The sequence below is a fragment of the Paenibacillus zeisoli genome, assembly GCF_003994465.1.
GTDB lineage: Bacteria > Bacillota > Bacilli > Paenibacillales > Paenibacillaceae > Fontibacillus > Fontibacillus zeisoli.
The window spans coordinates 57,313-74,775 of sequence record NZ_RZNX01000006.1 but is presented as its reverse complement, the minus strand read 5'-3'; the positions used below and the strand labels follow the sequence as shown (position 1 = coordinate 74,775).

The window sequence follows — 17,463 nt, the reverse complement described above, 5'->3', positions numbered from 1 at the left end:
TTGACAGAAGGTTTTTAGGCATTTAGAATTAAGTTATAAAGTTATCGTTTACTTTACTTTTGGAGGTGTAATTTTCTTTTGCAAAAATTAAAAACCGAAGTAGCCCGGGAATTGCACGAACACATCCTTCCCTTCTGGTCAGCATGTATCGATGAATCCCATGGTGGATTCTATGGCGAAGTCAATTATGAACTCCAAAGAAATGAACAGGCAGATAAAGGCGGGATTGCCACATCGAGAATTTTATGGGCTTTTTCTTCTGCTTACGTCATCACGAAGAATGAGAAATACCTTCCATTTGCCACTCATGCCTATAAATTCCTGCGGGATAAAGTTATTGACCATGAATTCCTCGGTTTGTACTGGATGGTTGATTATAAAGGCAACCCTGCTGACACCAGAAAACACGTCTATACCCAATCGTTCGGAATATATGCTCTCAGCGAATACTACAAAGCATCCCAAGATCCGGAAGCTCTTGAGCTTGCCAAGCAGCTCTTCCTACTGATCGAGGATGTGGGATTTGACAAGGAGATTAATGCTTACAAGGAAGAATTCGACCGCAAGTGGACGGAGACTCCTAATGAGATGCTCAGCGAAAATGGGGTTGTAGCTGACATTACGATGAACACACATATTCACGTTTTGGAAGCGTATACGAATCTCTACAAAGTCTGGCCGGACATCCGTGTTAGAGCAGCACTAGAGAACTTGCTTGAGATTCTCTATTCCAAGATTTACAATGCCGAGACCAAATACCTGGGTGTGTTCTTCGACAAACAGTGGACCTCCCTGCTTGATCTTAAGTCATTTGGTCATGACATCGAGGCCAGCTGGCTGATGGATCAGACGCTTCGGACACTGGGCCTTGAGAAGCCGGAATATGTTCAAATGGTCATCGATATTGCGTACAATATCGCAGATCATGCTATGCAGGAAGACGGCTCCATGATGAATGAACAAGAGGGGGATCATCTGGATAAGACTCGGGTATGGTGGGTACAAGCGGAAGCAATTGTAGGTTTCTACAATGCCTATGAGCGGACCGGGGATTCTAGATTCCAGGAGCTTGCTGACAACCTCTGGATCTATATCAAGAACAATCTGATTGATGAACGCGCTGGTGGAGAATGGTACTGGTCTATTGATCCGGATGGCACACCTACACCAAGAGAAATAAACGGGGCATGGAAATGTCCATATCATAACAGCCGATTCTGTCTTGAAATTATGGAAAGGGTGAACGAATAACCATGATACATCCCAAATATAAAGAGGTTCTTGCCAAGCAGGAACAGCTGATCACTCGCAAGAACGAACTGAACGAGGATTTTTACAACGGCGTATATGACAGATATAAATATCCGGTAATTACCCGTCATCACGTTCCAGTTCACTGGAGATTTGATCTGAATGCAGAGACTAATCCGCATTTCATGGAAAGACTCGGAATTAACGCTACCCTGAATCCTGGCGCTATTTACTTTGAAGGTAAATACTATCTGGTTGTCAGAACCGAAGGTTTGGATCGTAAATCGATCTTTGCTCTCGCTGTAAGTGACAACGGGATCGACAACTTCCGCTTTATCGACACTCCGCTGACATGGGAAGATATCGATGCTGCTGAGACAAATATGTATGATATGCGTCTGGTACTTCATGAAGATGGATGGATCTATGGCATTTATTGCTCCGAGAGCAAGGATCCTGAGGCATCTCCATTTGATACTTCCAGCGCTGTAGCCCAGGCTGGCTTTGTCAGAACGAATGACCTCAAGACATGGGAGCGCCTGCCTAATATTCAGACCAAGTCTCCACAACAGCGTAATGTGGTGCTTCATCCTGAATTGGTGGATGGTAAATACGCCTTCTACACTCGTCCGCAGGATGGCTTCATCTCCACAGGCTCCGGCGGCGGGATTGCCTTTGGCCTGTGTGATGACATCCTAAATCCGGTGATTGATCAAGAAGATATCATCGATGAGCGCAGATATCATACTGTATATGAAGTGAAGAACGGCCAGGGTCCTGCTCCAATCAAGACCGACAAAGGCTGGATTCATATCGCTCACGGCGTGCGCAACACGGCAGCTGGTCTGCGTTATGTACTCTATACTTTCGCTACAAGTCTCGAAGATCCAACGAAAATTATCGCAAAGCCGGGCGGACACTTTATTGCCCCTTATGACGATGAGCGCGTTGGCGATGTGTCAAACGTTATCTTCTGCAACGGTGCAGTGGTGAATGAGAATAATGATGTGTTCATCTACTATGCTTCCAGTGATACACGCATCCATATCGCGACAACCACGATCGAGAAGCTGGTGGACTATACGTTCAACACACCGGAGGATCCATATCGTTCCCTGGACAACGCCCTTCAGCGGAAGAGCTTGATTGAACGGAACGAGGACCTGCTCAAGAGCAGTAACTAAGGCAGTAACTAAGGACAGTAACAAGGGCAGTAACTTAGTTCAGTAACTTAGTGCAATAACAAAAAGCAATTGGCGGATCTCCCGTCAATTGCTTTTTTGGTGTTCCTTCGATTTGGTGATGCTTCAAAATGATCATAGATCCGAGATGATCATTCCTCGAGTTGATCGTATCTTAAGTTGATCATACACCAAGATGATCCTTCCTCGAATGGTTCATGCACCCGAGTGATCAAACTTCGACTTGTTCACATTTCGAGATTACTCTTCAACACTCTTCAACACTCTTCAAGATCACACTTCTTCATTTGCTGCTTCACATAAGAACCAGACTTAAGACTTCACAGCTAGCTTCTGGCTGATGTACAGACCGGCAAAGGCCCCGGCCGCTCCACAGAGACTCACCAGGAGAACCAGATCGTAAGATTGCCAGCTGAGGAGAAACGAGATCCCGCTGCCAAATGTGGTGCCAGCCAAGAATCCGAGCGACAAGCCTGCGCTTTTCTCCATTCTCATCCTCACCTTCATTATCACTCAGTCATCCACTACTGTACTTTTGGATAACAGACTCTTAAGCTCCTTCATGAACATGTTGATGTCTTTGAACTGTCGGTACACCGAGGCAAAACGGACATAAGCTACTTCATCCACAGGATAGAGCTGTTCCATCACAAGCTCACCAATATAACGGCTCTCAACCTCAGCGATGGCCGTATGCCTGAGCGATCTTTCCACTTCCGACACGATGGTCTCCAGCTGCTCGACAGAGACAGGACGCTTCTCACAAGCACGAATCAGACCACGCAGCATCTTCTCTCTGCTGAATTCTTCCCGGCTTCCATCCTTCTTCACTACAATCAGCGGGGTTTCTTCCACCATCTCGAATGTAGTAAATCGCCGACTGCACTGCTCGCATTCTCTTCTGCGGCGAATAGAGCGATTATCATTGGCAGGTCTCGAATCGAGCACCTTGGTCCCCAAATAATCGCAGTAAGGACACTTCAAATCATCACTTCCTTCATCTCTAGGATTCCCAAAAAATTCATGTTTCTTTCCGTAATGAGATTGCGAGTCACGAGACATAATAGTTGTACCAACCGGAGGAGGTGAACAACAATGGCTCAAAACAACAACAGCAGCAGCAATAATCTCGTAGTAAGACAGGCATCTGGAGCTCTCGAACAAATGAAATACGAAGTTGCTCAAGAACTGGGTATTGCTTTTCCACAAGACGGTTACGCAGGTAACCTGACTTCTTATGAGAACGGTTCAATCGGGGGTACAATTACGAAACGTCTGGTTACCCTTGCTGAACAACAACTAGCTGGACAATTCCGCCAATAGTCAAAGTTCTTACCGGAGCATTTGGGCAGGGTGACCTGCCCGGGTGCTCTTTTTCTAATCCAAAGTCCAGCTAGAACTCCTTGTAGATACTCACATACTGCTCATAATAATGAGTAACTCTCTGTACGTAATGCCGGGTCTCACCAAAAGGAATATCTTTCGAGGTCTCAAGCCGCCCATCCCATTTACCGCTTTTCAGCCAACTCTTCACTTTCGTGGGTCCGGCATTATAAGCCGCAATCACCGCGATCGGATTACCGTCAAATTGATCATACAAGGACTTCAAGTACCAGCTTCCGATCTGAATATTTTTATCCGGGTCTTCCCTCAGGCTTTCTAGTGAGACATCCTCAAAATTAGCTTTGTCAATGACCCACTCGGCCGTGTCCGGCATAATTTGCATAACCCCTAATGCGCCTTTGTGCGATTCCTGATCGGTCTTATAATTCGTCTCTACACGGATAATAGCAGCAACCATGAATGGATCGATCTGATTCTCTTTGGCATAAGTCCTGATTTCGTCTTTATAGTGGATGGGATAGAATAACGTCAGCCACCCGCTGTTGAAGAACACAAGTACCGTGAATCCAAGAAACAATAAAAGCAGCACCCTCTTCTTACGCAGCCACTTCATAGCAATCCTTTGCGAAGCCAGAATTCATCAATCTGCCGCTCGGTGTGTTCAAGCCCCAAGCTGTTGTCAATGACAACATCAGCCAGCTTCCGTTTCTCTTCAATATCCATTTGAGCCGATATTCGTGCTGTGGCTTCCTCCTTGGATAACCCATTTCTATTCATCAACCGGGTTAGCTGCATCTCACGCGGGATATAGACAACCATAACTTCTTCAAAAGAAGATCCCTGCCCTGTCTCATAAAGAAGCGGAATATCCGAGACGATAAGACGTTCCGGGTACATAGCTTCATATTCTGCGGCCCGCCCGCGCATTTCTGCCCGTATGGCAGGATGGGTAATGCCTTCAAGAACTTTTCTCTCTTCTTTATGTGCAAAAATATGCTCCCCCAGCTTCTTCCGGTCCAGGGTTCCGTCCGCAAGAAGCATAGCTTGTCCGAAGTGCGCGATAACGGCTTTCAGTACAGGATGTCCAGGCAGCATAACCTCTCTGGCTACCACATCCGCATCAATCAGTATCGCTCCCCGCTTCACAAGCATTTGCGAGACCGTACTTTTCCCGGTTGCAATTCCACCGGTCAGTCCGATATTCATTTCTTCACCTCATTAATGCTTCTTCTTGGTCTTATTCGTCTGAATGAGCTGGCAGCTTGGACAATAATGAGTACCGCGTCCCCCAACCACAGACTTCTCTACAGGTGTACCGCATACCACGCAAGGAGCCGCCTTGCGCCCGTATATTTGAAGCGAGTGCTGGAACATGCCCATCTCTCCTTGTCCATTCACATAGGACTTGATCGATGACCCGCCTGCTTCCACCGCTTCACTCAAGGTAAGCACGATAGCCTCGTACAGCCGCACAAGCTCCTCCTGATCCAGTTCATTACAGAGCTTCTCCGGATGGATTCCTGCGCGGAACAAAGCCTCATCCACATAAATATTCCCAAGCCCCACCACATATTCCTGATTCAGCAAAGCCGGCTTGATCTTGGTCTTGCGAGCTGCAATAACCCGCTTGAACGCCTCAAAAGTAAACGCCTCATCCAAAGGCTCCAGCCCAAGCTTCAGCAGTGGCTTCATCTTGAATTCTTCTCCGGGATTGAACAGATGCATCGTACCGAATTGGCGCACATCTTTGTAACGAAGCTCGGTCCCATCTGTAAAATGAAAGATCACATGGGTGTGCTTCTCCACCGGCTCACTGCTGTCATAGACGCCATATCGGCCTTCCATCCTCAGATGTGAGACGAGAACAAGCCCGTCCATGATAATTCTAAGGAACTTGCCTCTGCGCCCAACATCAATTATAGTGTGTCCCTGAAGTTCAAGCCTAAACTGTTCTATATCATCAGGTCTCTGGATAATCCTCGGCAAAGAGACCGTAACGTCCCTAATGGTCTTCCCCGTAATCAACTGACTAAGTGTTCTACGGACTGTTTCTACTTCCGGCAATTCCGGCATCGTTCATTCACCTCGGGTACTTCCTAATAATAACGGTACAAGCCGCAGGGCACAGCGACTTTTATTTCGCTTCGTACCAGTTCAACCCACTGCTGACCTCCGCTTTAAGCGGAACGGACAAAGACAGCGCCCTCTCCATCGTCTCAGGGACCAGCTTGGTCATGAGCTCCAGTTCATCTTCCGGCACTTCAAATACAAGTTCATCGTGTACCTGGAGCAGCATACGGCTTTTTAGTCCATGTTCTCTAAGCACATCATTCATCAGAACCATAGCCAGCTTAATAATATCCGCTGCCGTCCCTTGAATTGGGGTATTCATCGCTGTACGTTCAGCGAATGAGCGGAGATTAAAGTTCGATGCGTTAATCTCCGGGAGGTAACGACGGCGTTCCAGCAAGGTTGTAACATACCCGTCGCGCTTCGCTTCCTTGACGATATCGTCCATATACTTGCGAACCCCTTGAAATACCTCGAAATACTGATCGATGAATTTGGCAGCTTCTTTACGTGTAATGTTAAGGTTCTGGGACAGCCCATAATCACTGATTCCATATACAATTCCGAAATTGACGGCCTTCGCGGAACGGCGCATGTTCGAATCCACCTGCTCGGGTGGTACGCCGAACACATCACTGGCAGTCTTCGTATGAATATCCATATCATTGACGAACGCTTCCTTAAGCCGCTCATCACCGGAGATATCCGCCAGTACACGAAGCTCGATCTGCGAATAGTCTGCCGCCAGAATGTGCCAGCCCGGCTCGGAAGGTACGAATACTTTACGAATCTTGCGGCCTTCTTCCATCCGGATCGGGATATTTTGCAAATTCGGATACTGGCTGCTGAGCCGTCCCGTTGCCGCAATGGTCTGACGGTAATACGTGTGGACCTTGCCCGTCTCCGGGCGAATCTCTTTAAGCAGACCTTCCACATAAGTGGATTGGAGCTTGGCCAGTTGGCGGTACTCCAGGATGGACTGCACAATATCATGATAAGGAGCCAGTTTCTCCAGAACTTCAGCATCTGTAGAATAACCAGTCTTGGTCTTCTTGATCACCGGAAGTCCAAGCTTATCGAATAGGATTTCGCCCAATTGTTTCGGGGAATTAATATTAAATTCCATGCCAGCCAGTTCGTAGATATGCTGAACAAGTCTGCGGATCTGAGTCTCGAACTCTTTTCCAAGCTCCTGAAGGTCTTCACGATTCACGGCAATTCCCTGCTTCTCCATATCGGCAAGAATACGGGATAGCGGCATTTCAAGCTCAAAGAACAAGCGGTTCATCTCGTTCTTCTCCAGCTCCTGCTCCTGCAGTGGGATGATCTTCTGGGCAGCTGCCGCTTTATGGGCCAAATGAAGACTCAGCACCCCGGTGTCAGGCACTTTGTACTTCGCTCCTTTGCCGAACACCTCATCATCCGGAGCCAGGAAGGACAGCTCATACTTGGATGCCAGGCCGCTAAGCGTCTGGTTGTTCTCGGTAGGGTCGAGCAAATAAGCGGCGAGCTGAATATCAAACGCAGCCCCTTCAAAGACAATACCCTGCCAGTGAAGAGCCAGGTCGATCCTGTGAAGATCATATCCCTTCTTGGGAGCTTTGGCATCCGCAAGCCACTGCCGAACAGGTTCGCCAGCTGGGTGCTTCAGCAGTTCACTAGAAATATAGTAATGGCTGTCCTTCGATGAAAGAATCAGCCCGATAATATCAGCATGGTGCGGATTATCCCCGTTCGTCTCCACATGGAGCACTTCAATCTCTCCAAGCTTCCCCTTGAGGGAGTCTATTCCCGCTTCGTCCACCACGGTAACATGAATAGGCTCAGCCTCATGAGCCGGGTTCGCATTCTTCTCGCCGGTATTCGGGCCAGCCGTGAAGGAAAGACGTTCAATCAAAGATTTGAACTCAAGCTTTCGCAGCATGGGTGCTGCTTTCTCTTCCTCAAGACCGCTAAATGCCATGTCATCCCACAGATGCTCCAACGGCACCTCGCGGAAGATGGTGGCAAGCCGCTTGCTCATACGCGCGTCTTCTGCATGATTGATGAGGTTCTCCTTCTGCTTGCCCTTTAACTCATCCGTACGTGCAAGCACTTCTTCCACAGAACCAAATTGATGGAGCAGCTTAAGCGCGGTCTTCTCCCCAATACCAGGAACACCTGGAATGTTATCCGAGGTATCTCCCATCAGACCCTTAAGATCTACGATCTGAGCCGGAGTCAGACCATATCGCTCTTGAATCTCCTGCACGCCGTAAGGCTCCACCTCAGAGACCCCTTTACGGGTAAGGGAGACCTTCACGTTGTCCGAGACTAGCTGCAGCATATCTTTATCCCCGGTAACGACGATAACCTGCCGGCCGGACTCATCAGCCTGTCTGCTCACAGTGCCGATAATATCATCCGCTTCGTAGCCTTTAAGTTCAAACCGCGTTATGCCAAAACTGTCGAGCAGCTCCTTAAGCAGCGGAAATTGTTCTGACAATTCGGGAGGCGTCTTTTCCCGGCCTCCTTTGTATTCTTGGTAACCCTCATGCCGGAAAGTCTCCTTGCCCGCATCAAAAGCCACCATCATATGTGTAGGCTGCTCCTCCTGAATCAAGCGCAGCAGCATGTTGGTGAAACCATACACTGCATTGGTATGCATTCCGCTCGAATTCGTCAGCGGAGGCATGGCGAAGAACGCGCGATAAATAATGCTGTTGCCATCAATCAGAATCAATTTTTCCATACTACACCTCGTTCCTTCGTACTACTATCTAACTCTAATGATAACACAAGGGCTGTCCGATTAAGAAATTAAAAAGAGGCGCCTATTTCAAAAGGCGGCCGCACATTTTGTTGAGGAGTTCGGTTTGTGTCCGAAGGGCGCAGGGGACGAACGCTGCTCCCATCACCGTTGGCTTTGGATTCCAGGAATGAATGTTAAGCGGATCTTCTGAAGAAGCATAGCAGAGCAAGACAGCAAAACGCCAGTCAATAAGGATTACTCCCCTGACTGGCGCTTGATTAACTGTTTTTAATTATTTAAATCCGGACGCTGACCTGTAGCAAGATACACAGCACTCTCTCCAATGTTAGTGGCGTGATCCGCAATACGCTCAATGTAGCGGCCAACCAGAGTCAGCAGCATAGCCTGCTGCACATTGTCTGGATTTGCCGTCATAAAGGCATATAGATCGCGGATGATCTGACTGTACAAATGATCGATTTCATCATCATCCTGAGCCATTTTATAAGCTAGATCCGTATTCTCATCCAGATAGGACTGCAGCGACTCTTCAACCATGATGCCTGCCAGTTCCGCCATCCGTGGAATATCGACAAGGGGCTTGATCAGCTCCTGTCCTTCAATCCGTAAAGTTACTTTGGCAATATCAATGGACAAATCACCCATACGCTCCAGATCGCTCGAGATCTTGAACGCAACAATAATACGGCGCAGATCCTTGGCTACTGGCTGCTGGGTAACAATCAGGCGCGATCCGATCTCCATAATCTGTTCTTCCATTTGATTGAGATCGATATCCCGCTTAATAATAGCTTCGGCTTTGGCTATATTTGAGGTTTGGAGCGTGTCAATTGCTCCTTTGAGCGCCTCCTGTACGTGGTCGCCCATCGCACGGAGCAAATTCCGCAGTTCCTCTAAGTTTTGATCAAATTCTTTTCTACGTATCATGAACTAGATGCCTCCTTCTACTTAACCAAAACGACCGGAAATATAATCCTCGGTTCTGGAGTCCTGCGGGGTTGAGAACAGCTTCTGGGTTTCATCCGCCTCAACAACTTCTCCATTCAGGAAGAAAACGGTTCTGCCTGAAATCCGTGCTGCCTGATGCATGTTATGCGTTACCATGACAATTGTATACCTATCTTTTAACTCCTGCACCAATTCTTCAATCTTGAGTGTAGAGATCGGATCGAGCGCCGACGTAGCCTCATCCATGAGCAGGATATCCGGTTGTACAGCCAGTGCTCTGGCAATGCAGAGACGCTGCTGCTGTCCACCTGACAGACTTAAAGCGGAACGCTTCAGGAAATTTTTCACTTCATCCCAGAGCACGGCCTGACGCAGACTTTGTTCCACGATTTCATCTAGCTCTGATTTGCTGCGAATACCGTGAAGACGTGGACCATAGGCAATATTATCATAAATAGATTTAGGAAAAGGATTCGGCTGCTGGAACACCATGCCAACCCGCTTGCGCAGAGCTTCAACGTGAACATCATCACTATAAATATCGGTACCACCGATCTTCACGGCTCCTTCAATCCGGGTGCCTGCGATCATATCATTCATCCGGTTAAGGGTACGCAGCAAAGTGGATTTCCCGCATCCTGACGGTCCAATGAATGCTGTGATCGCCTTCTCGGGAATGTCCATGGATACATCCTTTAGCGCATGATAAGATTCGTAGTACAAATTCAACTTGTCAATATTGATGATCGCTTCCATGTCTCTTCTCCTTCAATTAACACCTTTTTAAGATAAAAGAAGCCCGCAGGCTTCAGATTAACGTAAACCTATTGATTCTGAACATACATATCGATCTTACTAGTTTTGTGTAAAGGTGAATGTGCAGAATTGTAAACGCAGTGTAAAATATCCGGGTCCTTAGTACCGGAAACCAAGGTTTCCCTTAACCCTGAATTAGTGCAGCTCTGACAATCGCTCAAGCTCCTTCATGACAAGATGTGCTCTCTGCGCAGCTTCATCTGCAGACAAGTGCATCTCCTGGCCACGAAGCTCTACAATCTGTACGGCTTCAACCAGGGATTCAAAGGTAGTATCCGCTTCGGCAACCCGGCTCTGGCTTCCTTCAACCTCGGCTGCTGAAGCGGCAGACATGCTTGCGGTTTCACTAATCATTTCGCTAATCACCGTAAGCGTCTTTCCGATCTCTTCCGAGAACTTCATCGTCTGAGCCGACAGATTGCGCACCTCGTTCGCAACCACCGCGAATCCGCGTCCGTGTTCCCCGGCATGGGCAGCTTCGATAGTTGCATTCATGGCTAACATCCCGCTGCGATCCGCGAGCTCTTTGATACTTCTTGTGACCTCCGAAATTTCAACTGTTCGCTGCAAGAGCTCCTTGACCTGCTTTTCCTGGTTATTCGTAATGGTTAATACCCGGTGAAACGACTCACGTACCTGCCGGAGTTCCGACCTACCGGATCTGACCAGGCTGCTCATCGTCTCTGCCTCACGAAGACTCCGCTCTGCCGCTTCAGATACGGCTTGAACAGAGCGTTCAATCCGCTCAAGTCGTCCATGGCTCTCCTGGACAGTTATGACTCTAGCCTCATCCGCTTGCTGCTGCAGGCTCCTGGACATCACCATAAGATCCTGAACAGTTAATACTCCTCTTACTTTCCCTCGATCTGTAAGGATCATGCATTGGTAGAAGTGCTCTGTGTCTCGGCTTAATGCCGCATCAATTAATCTTTCTGGAGCATCTGTGACTTCCCGAACCAAAGGCTCCTGCTCAGCGAATTGAACTGCAGCTTTCTCATAGAATAAATCTGATGCGAATCGGCCGGCGAACAGCCGATAGAAGCTATCCCGCATAATTAAGGAAAGGGAGCCCTTCTGCTCATCAACAAGAATGACACACGGAATCACTTCATCTGCTCGGAACTTTCGAAGCACTTCCCCACAAATTCCCCTCGAATCCATAACCGGAACTTCACGGCAAAATAGTTCTGCCGACACATCAAATTCACTCGTGACACTATGTTCGATAGTTGTAACCTTAACGGCTTCATCTGTCTTTACTTGCATATGTATAGGTGTAATCACTTCTGTAGCAGGTCTTTCAAGGACTGCAGAGGCTTGATTGCTCACGGTCTTCACTCCTATGACTTTATTCCTATACCTAGAAATATAGGACAATACTATTTGTGGAATGTTAACCGAGCCCCGCTAAATTGTAAAATACGTATAACCCAAATAAAAACCCATCATTTTAGCCAAAATGATGGGCAGTTCTCTTCTTATTGACAACCAGCTTATAACCGACTCCACGGATCGAATCAATGTGGACCGATTGCGGGTCTAGTTCGAGCTTCTTGCGCAGTGAGCTTACATGGACATCCACCGTACGCTGGCCACCAATATAGTCGAAGCCCCATACCGCATTCATCAAATCATCCCGGGTCATAACCACGCCTGGCTTTCTCGCCAAATACAGCAGGACCTCGAATTCCTTGGGACGAAGGGTAATATGCTCCCCGCCAAGCGTCACTTCGTACTTCTCCGGGTAAATAGCCAGCTCACCTAGACTGATCTGCGACTCAGGCTGCAGCTGAGGCTTATCCCGCTCATCCTGCCCCGTGGATCTTCTCAGGACAGCGGCAACACGGGCCAACAGCTCGGCTACCCCGAAAGGCTTCGTAATGTAATCATCTGCTCCTGACTTAAGCCCCTGCACCACTTCTTCTTCTGCATTCTTGGCTGTTAGGATGACGATTGGTGTCTTCACCCCTTCACTCCGCAGCTTGGACATAATTTCAAATCCGTTCATCCCCGGCAGCATTAAATCCAGCAGAATCAGATCAAAGTCTGATTTGAGCGCAGCATCACAGCCGGTCTGTCCATGCTCTTCTACTGTAACCTCATAACCTTCATTAGAAAGATTATAGGATAATAATCTGGATAAGGTTGGCTCATCCTCAATAACCAAAAGTCTATGCGTCATATATACTCTTAGTACCCCCATTTTTTCAAATCGGAATAAATGTTGACAAATGTTGACATGGATAGCATATCACGAGAGTGTTAACGGTGTGTAAAGTAGTCAACTTTCTTCTAATACTACTCTACATTGTGCAATAAAGGTAAATCCAGAATAAACATTGTTCCCTCGCCAACCTTGCTCTCGACCCGGATTGTTCCATGATGAAGCTCGACCAGGTGCTTCACAATCGATAGTCCCAGTCCTGTCCCGCCTGAGCTGCGCGAACGGGCCTTATCCACCCGGTAGAAGCGCTCGAATATTCTCGGCAGGTCTTTCTTCGGTATGCCGATTCCGGTATCACTGATAATAAAACGAACCTTCTCTTCTTCGCCGGAAATCTCGGCCACGCTCTCCGCCGTAACTTTAACTCTGCCGCCGTCCAGTGTGTAACTGATTGCATTGGACAGAAGATTCATGAATATCTGCCGCAAGCGGTCTTCATCTGCTTCCATGAACAATTCCTCAGGAATCTCGAGCTTCATAGTGATGAACTTCTTGGCTGCCGAGGACTGCAGGACTTCGAAGATGCTTCCAAGCAGACTGTGTACGTGGACTGGTGAATATTCAAGCGGCACACGTCTGGATTCTATCTTAGACAGCTCTAGAATATCACCAATCAAGCGGTTAAGACGGTCGCCCTCATCATAAATAATCTGCAGGAAAGAGCGGCTGGTCTCTTCATCCTTGACCCCACCAGACAGCAGTGTCTCGGCGAAGCCTTTGACTGCGGCGATCGGTGTCTTGAGTTCATGCGAGACATTCGCAACAAATTCACTGCGCATCACTTCCAGCTTGCGAATTTCCGTGACATCTCTGAGCAGGAACAGCATTCCACGGTAAGACCCATCATCTTCAAACATGGGCACACTGTCAAAATGCAGAATTTTCTCTTCAGGATCGTAGATGGTCCGCTCTTCACTCATTTGCTCCATGCGAGAGATTCCTTCATCCATGAAGCGGGTCAGCTCGTAGCTGCGCTTGATTTCATGGTACAGCTTACCGAGCATATAGGTATCCTTGAGCCGCAATATCCGCTCGGCCTCCCGGTTCACAAGGGCAATCCTGTCATTCGTATCCACCATAAGGATACCGCCGGTCATATTAGACAGCACACTCTGCAGAAGATCCTCGTTATCACGGATCCGCTTAAGCTGATGTTGAAGACTGTCTGCCATCCCATTGATGGCATTGCCGAGCTGCCCGATTTCATCCTGACGCTCCAGATTGACACGGGCATCATAATCCAGCTTGGAGATCCGGTGAGCTACGGTAGTGATATGTTCAATCGGTCTCGTTAGACCAATAGCAACACGGTAACTGACCAAAGCTGCGGCCAGGAAAAGCACTACAAGTCCTCCGATCATCAATGACCAGCCTCTGCGAAGACCCTCTTCTACAGTCTCAAGGCTCATAGACAGCCGAATGTAGCCATCAAATCCCTGCTTGGAGACCACATGCCTGGCTACGTAGAGCATATTCTCATGCACCGTGCTGCTGTAGCGAATCGATGTACCTGTATTCCCGTTCTTCTTCGCAGATAAGACCTCTTCACGAGTACTATGGTTACCCATTTTGGATGGATCACTCTCGGAATCACCGATGACCTTCCCACTCAGGCTGATAAAAGTAACCCGGGAATTCGTCAGCTTATCGATCTCCTTTGCCCGATTGGTATAGTAGGTCATTGCACCTGAGTTGCCTTCGATTCTTGGCAGTTCCAGAGTACTGGATATCAAATTTATTTCCCGGGCCATATTGTCTTCAAGCGCGGTAACATGGGAATCTTTGAACACTTGGGCCATGGTAAGACCTGCGGCGAGCATCGAAATCCCCACAAGACCCATTAAAATCAAGGTTAAACGCATTCGAAATGTCTTCATGTTTTCTTCCTTTGAAAATATTTTAGTAGGATTAGAGCTTGCTTCAATCTGCTTCTATTGGTTAACATTGTTAGTATTATAATAACACAATGTAATGAGAGTATTATCTTTATAAAACTTAGTTAAAATGGCCACATTTCGGGTATGAACATAACTTTGGGTAATGTTTAGACTTTCGGATGTGGATGAAATCCGATGATAACCGCGGCCGCATTCGCTCTTCCCGTACGTTACACCTCAGCTGTATACCCTTTATCTAAGTCCGCTTTATCTATTGTAATTCTTTCGGAAAGAGGTCTAGTTCATGGATTATCACTTTTCTGCTTATATGTACAGACTAAAAGCCATTCATCGCTGGAGTCTGATGCGGAGCACTTCCACAGAGAATGTGGCAGAGCACTCCTTCCATGTAGCCATTCTGGCCCATCTCCTCTGTGAAATTGCCAATCAGCTCTACGGCAAACATCTTCAGGCTGATCGCGCAGCCACGCTGGCCCTGTTCCACGACGCCACGGAGGTATTCACGGGGGATATCCCGACACCTGTGAAACATCACAATCCGAGGCTGCTCTCTAATTTCCGAGAAATGGAAGCCATTGCTGCAGAGCGGCTTGCCTCCATGATCCCTCCGGCCCTTAAGCCGGTGTATGAACCTCTGCTCGATCCTGCCTCCGAGACTGATAAGGAGCTCCGTAAGTATGTAAAAGCAGCTGACAGCCTTGATGCCTACTTGAAATGTACCTGGGAGGTTGCCTCGGGTAACCGCGAATTTGCAGCCGCCAAGGCACAGCTTCAGAACAAGCTTGAGAGTTTGAATATGCCTGAGGTCTCTTACTTCCTGGTTCATCTGGCCCCAAGCTTTGAATTAACTCTAGACGAGCTGTCGGATGAGCTGGACGAATGACGTTAATTTCACATCCTATAATTATCGTAAAAAAAGCGGTATCTGAGTCCGTAGACTACAGATACCGCCTTTCCAAGTTAAAAAGAAAGCGTAGGCGGTTATCCGCCTAGCTTACCCGTTCACAATCTCGCCGCCATTCACATGAATGACTTGTCCGCTGATATAGGATGAATCCTCGGAAGCGAGGAATACATAGGTCGCAGCCAGTTCTTCCGGCTGACCCGGGCGCTGCATTGGCGAATCCGCACCGAACTGCTTCACCTTCTCTTCATCGAATGTCGATGGGATAAGCGGAGTCCAGATCGGTCCCGGTGCAACCGCATTAACGCGAATCCCCTTCTTGCTGACGAGATTCATCGAGAGCGAGCGCGTGAAGCTGACAATGGCTCCTTTGGTCGATGAATAGTCCAGCAGCGCAGGGCTTCCTTTGTACGCTGTGACGGAAGCTGTATTAATAATCGTGCTGCCTTTCTTAAGATGAGGCATGGCCGCTTTGGTCAGATAGAACATCGCAAAAATATTGGTACGGAACGTACGCTCGAGCTGCTCTGCGGTAATATCCTCGATATTTTCTTGTGGATGCTGTTCCCCCGCATTGTTGACCAGGATATCCAGGCTGCCGAGCTCGCTTACCGTCTTCTGCACTGCTTCCTGAGCAAAAGCTTCATCGCCGATATCTCCAGGGATAAGCAGGACCTTCTGTCCTGTCTTCTCAACTTCAGCCTGTGTCTTCTTGGCATCATCATGCTCATTCAAATATACAATCGCTACATCAGCGCCTTCTTTGGCATAGGCCAGAGCAACAGCACGTCCGATCCCGCTGTCACCTCCGGTGATGAGCGCTACCTTACCTTTCAGCTTGCCGGCCGGCTTATAATTACCCTCATACTGCGGCAGTGGAGTCATCTGCTCCTCGATACCCGGTCTTTGGGACTGATGCTGTGGTGGTAGAGTCTGCTTCGGTTGTTGATTATTCTGTGACAATATAATCTCTCCTTCCTTAGTTGAACCTGGGTTTCATAACCATGTCTATATGGAATGAACGTCCAATTCATATAGGATGCCAACAATGGCTTGGACATTATACCTACACATACTTACCACCAACCTGCTTGCAGCAAACAGTGTCCAAGAAAGACCAACTCATCTAGAATTTAATATTATAACGATCAAAGAACCAGTTATCATCAAACCTTCGGTTTGTCTTATACCTTTCTCTGGCCTGAAATGCTCCCGACTTCTTAATCTCAGACTCCCAGCCTTCAGACTCTTCATTCCTGCCCACAACCTCCCAAGTCTTCAGCAATCTCTCTTCGTTAAAATGCAATACTGCCATTCTAAGCAGATGGTACCCTCTGTAATCGACGGGAGGAACATAAGGGAACTGGGTTCGCTCAACCAATAGGAGATGAACGGCAGGCTCGATCCGGCACCGATACCCGAATAAGCCCATTCGCAAGGAGAACTCGGCTGCAATCGCAGTTTCCTCCTTGAATTCACGATCAAAGCCTCCTATGCTTTGAAAGCTCTCCAGCTCTACGGCTATACATTGCCATGGCATAACCGCAGCCTCAAAAGAAGGAGGCAAATCATAAATCCACTCCGTGGTAAACTCCGGTAGATGAAGCCATTGCCCATAGCCGATTTGTCCGGATGTGTCTTTAATTCTGGATATTCCAGGACTGGTGCAGTTCGCATCCCTGCCCAGAATTGGTGCGATTAATTTCTCCATCCAGTAATCCTCAAAATAAAGGTGACCCGAACAAAATATACACACCTTACCTCTGGCTATCTCCGCACCGCGGTTTCTGGCCTCTGCCGGCCCAATGCTGCCAGTCCTGATATAATGAACCGGTGCCGAAATACGGTACCCATACAGAAACTCACAACAGCTGTCAATCGACCCATCATCAACAATAATAATTTCATAGGGGAGCGCGGTCTTGGACACTTTCAGTGACTCTAGCGTGGTTAGAAGGTTCATACCTTCATTTCGCACAGCAATAATAAGCGATACGATGGGTTGTTCCGCTGTCATAACGTTTATCCTCTCTTACTTTGGTCATACTTATAGC

General features: G+C 47.9%; 17 protein-coding genes. 4 read left to right on the top strand and 13 right to left on the bottom strand.

The genetic code is table 11. The features are described 5' to 3' along the window. Positions 1 to 78: 78 nt before the first annotated feature. Both EJP77_RS14365 and EJP77_RS14360 read left to right on the top strand, forming a co-directional pair. On the top strand, positions 79 to 1,251 hold the full coding sequence (locus tag EJP77_RS14365) for an AGE family epimerase/isomerase (RefSeq protein WP_127199942.1): 1,173 nt from the start codon (positions 79 to 81) through the stop codon (positions 1,249 to 1,251). Positions 1,252 to 1,253: 2 nt separating this feature from the next. Beyond that, entirely contained in the window at positions 1,254 to 2,435 is a 1,182-nt protein-coding gene (locus tag EJP77_RS14360; protein ID WP_127199941.1) for a glycoside hydrolase family 130 protein, read from the top strand. Positions 2,436 to 2,765: 330 nt separating this feature from the next. Here EJP77_RS14360 and EJP77_RS14355 read toward each other — a convergent pair whose 3' ends face one another. Beyond that, on the bottom strand, positions 2,766 to 2,942 hold the full coding sequence (locus EJP77_RS14355) for a hypothetical protein (protein WP_342773020.1): 177 nt from the start codon (positions 2,940 to 2,942) through the stop codon (positions 2,766 to 2,768). A 24-nt stretch (positions 2,943 to 2,966) separates the two neighbouring features. Beyond that, positions 2,967 to 3,437: a transcriptional regulator NrdR gene (nrdR, locus tag EJP77_RS14350; RefSeq protein WP_127199939.1), complete on the bottom strand. Its 471-nt coding sequence runs from the start codon at positions 3,435 to 3,437 to the stop codon at positions 2,967 to 2,969. 111 nt (positions 3,438 to 3,548) lie between these two features. Here nrdR and EJP77_RS14345 point away from each other — a divergent pair, with 111 nt between their 5' ends. Further along, the gene (locus EJP77_RS14345) at positions 3,549 to 3,776 is read left to right on the top strand and encodes an alpha/beta-type small acid-soluble spore protein (protein WP_127199938.1); all 228 of its coding nucleotides are present in this window, start codon (positions 3,549 to 3,551) and stop codon (positions 3,774 to 3,776) included. Positions 3,777 to 3,846: 70 nt separating this feature from the next. On the opposite strand, the gene EJP77_RS14340 is transcribed toward EJP77_RS14345, so the two are convergent. The 9 genes from EJP77_RS14340 to pnpS all read right to left on the bottom strand — a co-directional run bounded on the left by EJP77_RS14340 (position 3,847) and on the right by pnpS (position 14,484). Further along, positions 3,847 to 4,410 (bottom strand): lytic transglycosylase domain-containing protein, encoded by a 564-nt coding sequence (locus EJP77_RS14340; protein WP_127199937.1) that lies wholly within the window; start codon positions 4,408 to 4,410, stop codon positions 3,847 to 3,849. Next, positions 4,407 to 5,003 carry a dephospho-CoA kinase gene (gene coaE, locus EJP77_RS14335; RefSeq protein WP_127199936.1) on the bottom strand — a complete coding sequence of 199 codons (597 nt, stop codon included), beginning with the start codon at positions 5,001 to 5,003 and terminating at the stop codon, positions 4,407 to 4,409. Before coaE ends, EJP77_RS14340 begins: the two co-directional genes overlap by 4 nt. A 12-nt stretch (positions 5,004 to 5,015) precedes the next feature. Next, entirely contained in the window at positions 5,016 to 5,870 is an 855-nt protein-coding gene (gene mutM / locus EJP77_RS14330) for a DNA-formamidopyrimidine glycosylase (RefSeq protein ID WP_127199935.1), read from the bottom strand. A 61-nt stretch (positions 5,871 to 5,931) separates the two neighbouring features. Next, positions 5,932 to 8,598, bottom strand: a complete 2,667-nt coding sequence (gene polA, locus EJP77_RS14325; protein WP_127199934.1) for a DNA polymerase I — start codon at positions 8,596 to 8,598, stop codon at positions 5,932 to 5,934. A gap of 288 nt (positions 8,599 to 8,886) precedes the next feature. Further along, entirely contained in the window at positions 8,887 to 9,546 is a 660-nt protein-coding gene (phoU, locus tag EJP77_RS14320; RefSeq protein ID WP_127199933.1) for a phosphate signaling complex protein PhoU, read from the bottom strand. A gap of 21 nt (positions 9,547 to 9,567) precedes the next feature. After that, positions 9,568 to 10,323, bottom strand: a complete 756-nt coding sequence (pstB, locus tag EJP77_RS14315) for a phosphate ABC transporter ATP-binding protein PstB (RefSeq protein WP_127199932.1) — start codon at positions 10,321 to 10,323, stop codon at positions 9,568 to 9,570. A gap of 195 nt (positions 10,324 to 10,518) precedes the next feature. Then, positions 10,519 to 11,712, bottom strand: coding sequence for a methyl-accepting chemotaxis protein (locus EJP77_RS14310; RefSeq protein ID WP_127199931.1), 1,194 nt, complete (start codon positions 11,710 to 11,712; stop codon positions 10,519 to 10,521). Between the two features lie 121 nt (positions 11,713 to 11,833). Continuing rightward, on the bottom strand, positions 11,834 to 12,565 hold the full coding sequence (locus EJP77_RS14305) for a response regulator transcription factor (RefSeq protein ID WP_127199930.1): 732 nt from the start codon (positions 12,563 to 12,565) through the stop codon (positions 11,834 to 11,836). 116 nt (positions 12,566 to 12,681) lie between these two features. Further along, complete coding sequence (gene pnpS, locus EJP77_RS14300) at positions 12,682 to 14,484, bottom strand: two-component system histidine kinase PnpS (RefSeq protein WP_127199929.1); 1,803 nt, start codon at positions 14,482 to 14,484, stop codon at positions 12,682 to 12,684. A 304-nt stretch (positions 14,485 to 14,788) separates the two neighbouring features. Here pnpS and yfbR point away from each other — a divergent pair, with 304 nt between their 5' ends. Further along, a complete protein-coding gene (yfbR, locus tag EJP77_RS14295; protein WP_127199928.1) occupies positions 14,789 to 15,388 on the top strand; it encodes a 5'-deoxynucleotidase in 600 nt (199 codons plus the stop codon). Positions 15,389 to 15,499: 111 nt separating this feature from the next. Here yfbR and EJP77_RS14290 read toward each other — a convergent pair whose 3' ends face one another. Beyond that, a complete protein-coding gene (locus tag EJP77_RS14290; RefSeq protein ID WP_127199927.1) occupies positions 15,500 to 16,372 on the bottom strand; it encodes an SDR family oxidoreductase in 873 nt (290 codons plus the stop codon). Positions 16,373 to 16,535: 163 nt separating this feature from the next. After that, positions 16,536 to 17,426, bottom strand: coding sequence for a glycosyltransferase family 2 protein (locus EJP77_RS14285; protein WP_127199926.1), 891 nt, complete (start codon positions 17,424 to 17,426; stop codon positions 16,536 to 16,538). Positions 17,427 to 17,463 lie beyond the last annotated feature (37 nt).

Coding starts and splice junctions, on each gene's coding strand:
- EJP77_RS14360 (WP_127199941.1), top strand. CDS start 1,254: ATGATACATCCCAAATATAAAGAGGTTCTTGCCAAGCAGGAACAGCTG.
- EJP77_RS14355 (WP_342773020.1), bottom strand. CDS start 2,942: ATGGAGAAAAGCGCAGGCTTGTCGCTCGGATTCTTGGCTGGCACCACA.
- EJP77_RS14345 (WP_127199938.1), top strand. CDS start 3,549: ATGGCTCAAAACAACAACAGCAGCAGCAATAATCTCGTAGTAAGACAG.
- EJP77_RS14340 (WP_127199937.1), bottom strand. CDS start 4,410: ATGAAGTGGCTGCGTAAGAAGAGGGTGCTGCTTTTATTGTTTCTTGGA.
- coaE (WP_127199936.1), bottom strand. CDS start 5,003: ATGAATATCGGACTGACCGGTGGAATTGCAACCGGGAAAAGTACGGTC.
- mutM (WP_127199935.1), bottom strand. CDS start 5,870: ATGCCGGAATTGCCGGAAGTAGAAACAGTCCGTAGAACACTTAGTCAG.
- polA (WP_127199934.1), bottom strand. CDS start 8,598: ATGGAAAAATTGATTCTGATTGATGGCAACAGCATTATTTATCGCGCG.
- phoU (WP_127199933.1), bottom strand. CDS start 9,546: ATGATACGTAGAAAAGAATTTGATCAAAACTTAGAGGAACTGCGGAAT.
- pstB (WP_127199932.1), bottom strand. CDS start 10,323: ATGGAAGCGATCATCAATATTGACAAGTTGAATTTGTACTACGAATCT.
- EJP77_RS14305 (WP_127199930.1), bottom strand. CDS start 12,565: ATGACGCATAGACTTTTGGTTATTGAGGATGAGCCAACCTTATCCAGA.
- pnpS (WP_127199929.1), bottom strand. CDS start 14,484: ATGAAGACATTTCGAATGCGTTTAACCTTGATTTTAATGGGTCTTGTG.
- yfbR (WP_127199928.1), top strand. CDS start 14,789: ATGGATTATCACTTTTCTGCTTATATGTACAGACTAAAAGCCATTCAT.
- EJP77_RS14285 (WP_127199926.1), bottom strand. CDS start 17,426: ATGACAGCGGAACAACCCATCGTATCGCTTATTATTGCTGTGCGAAAT.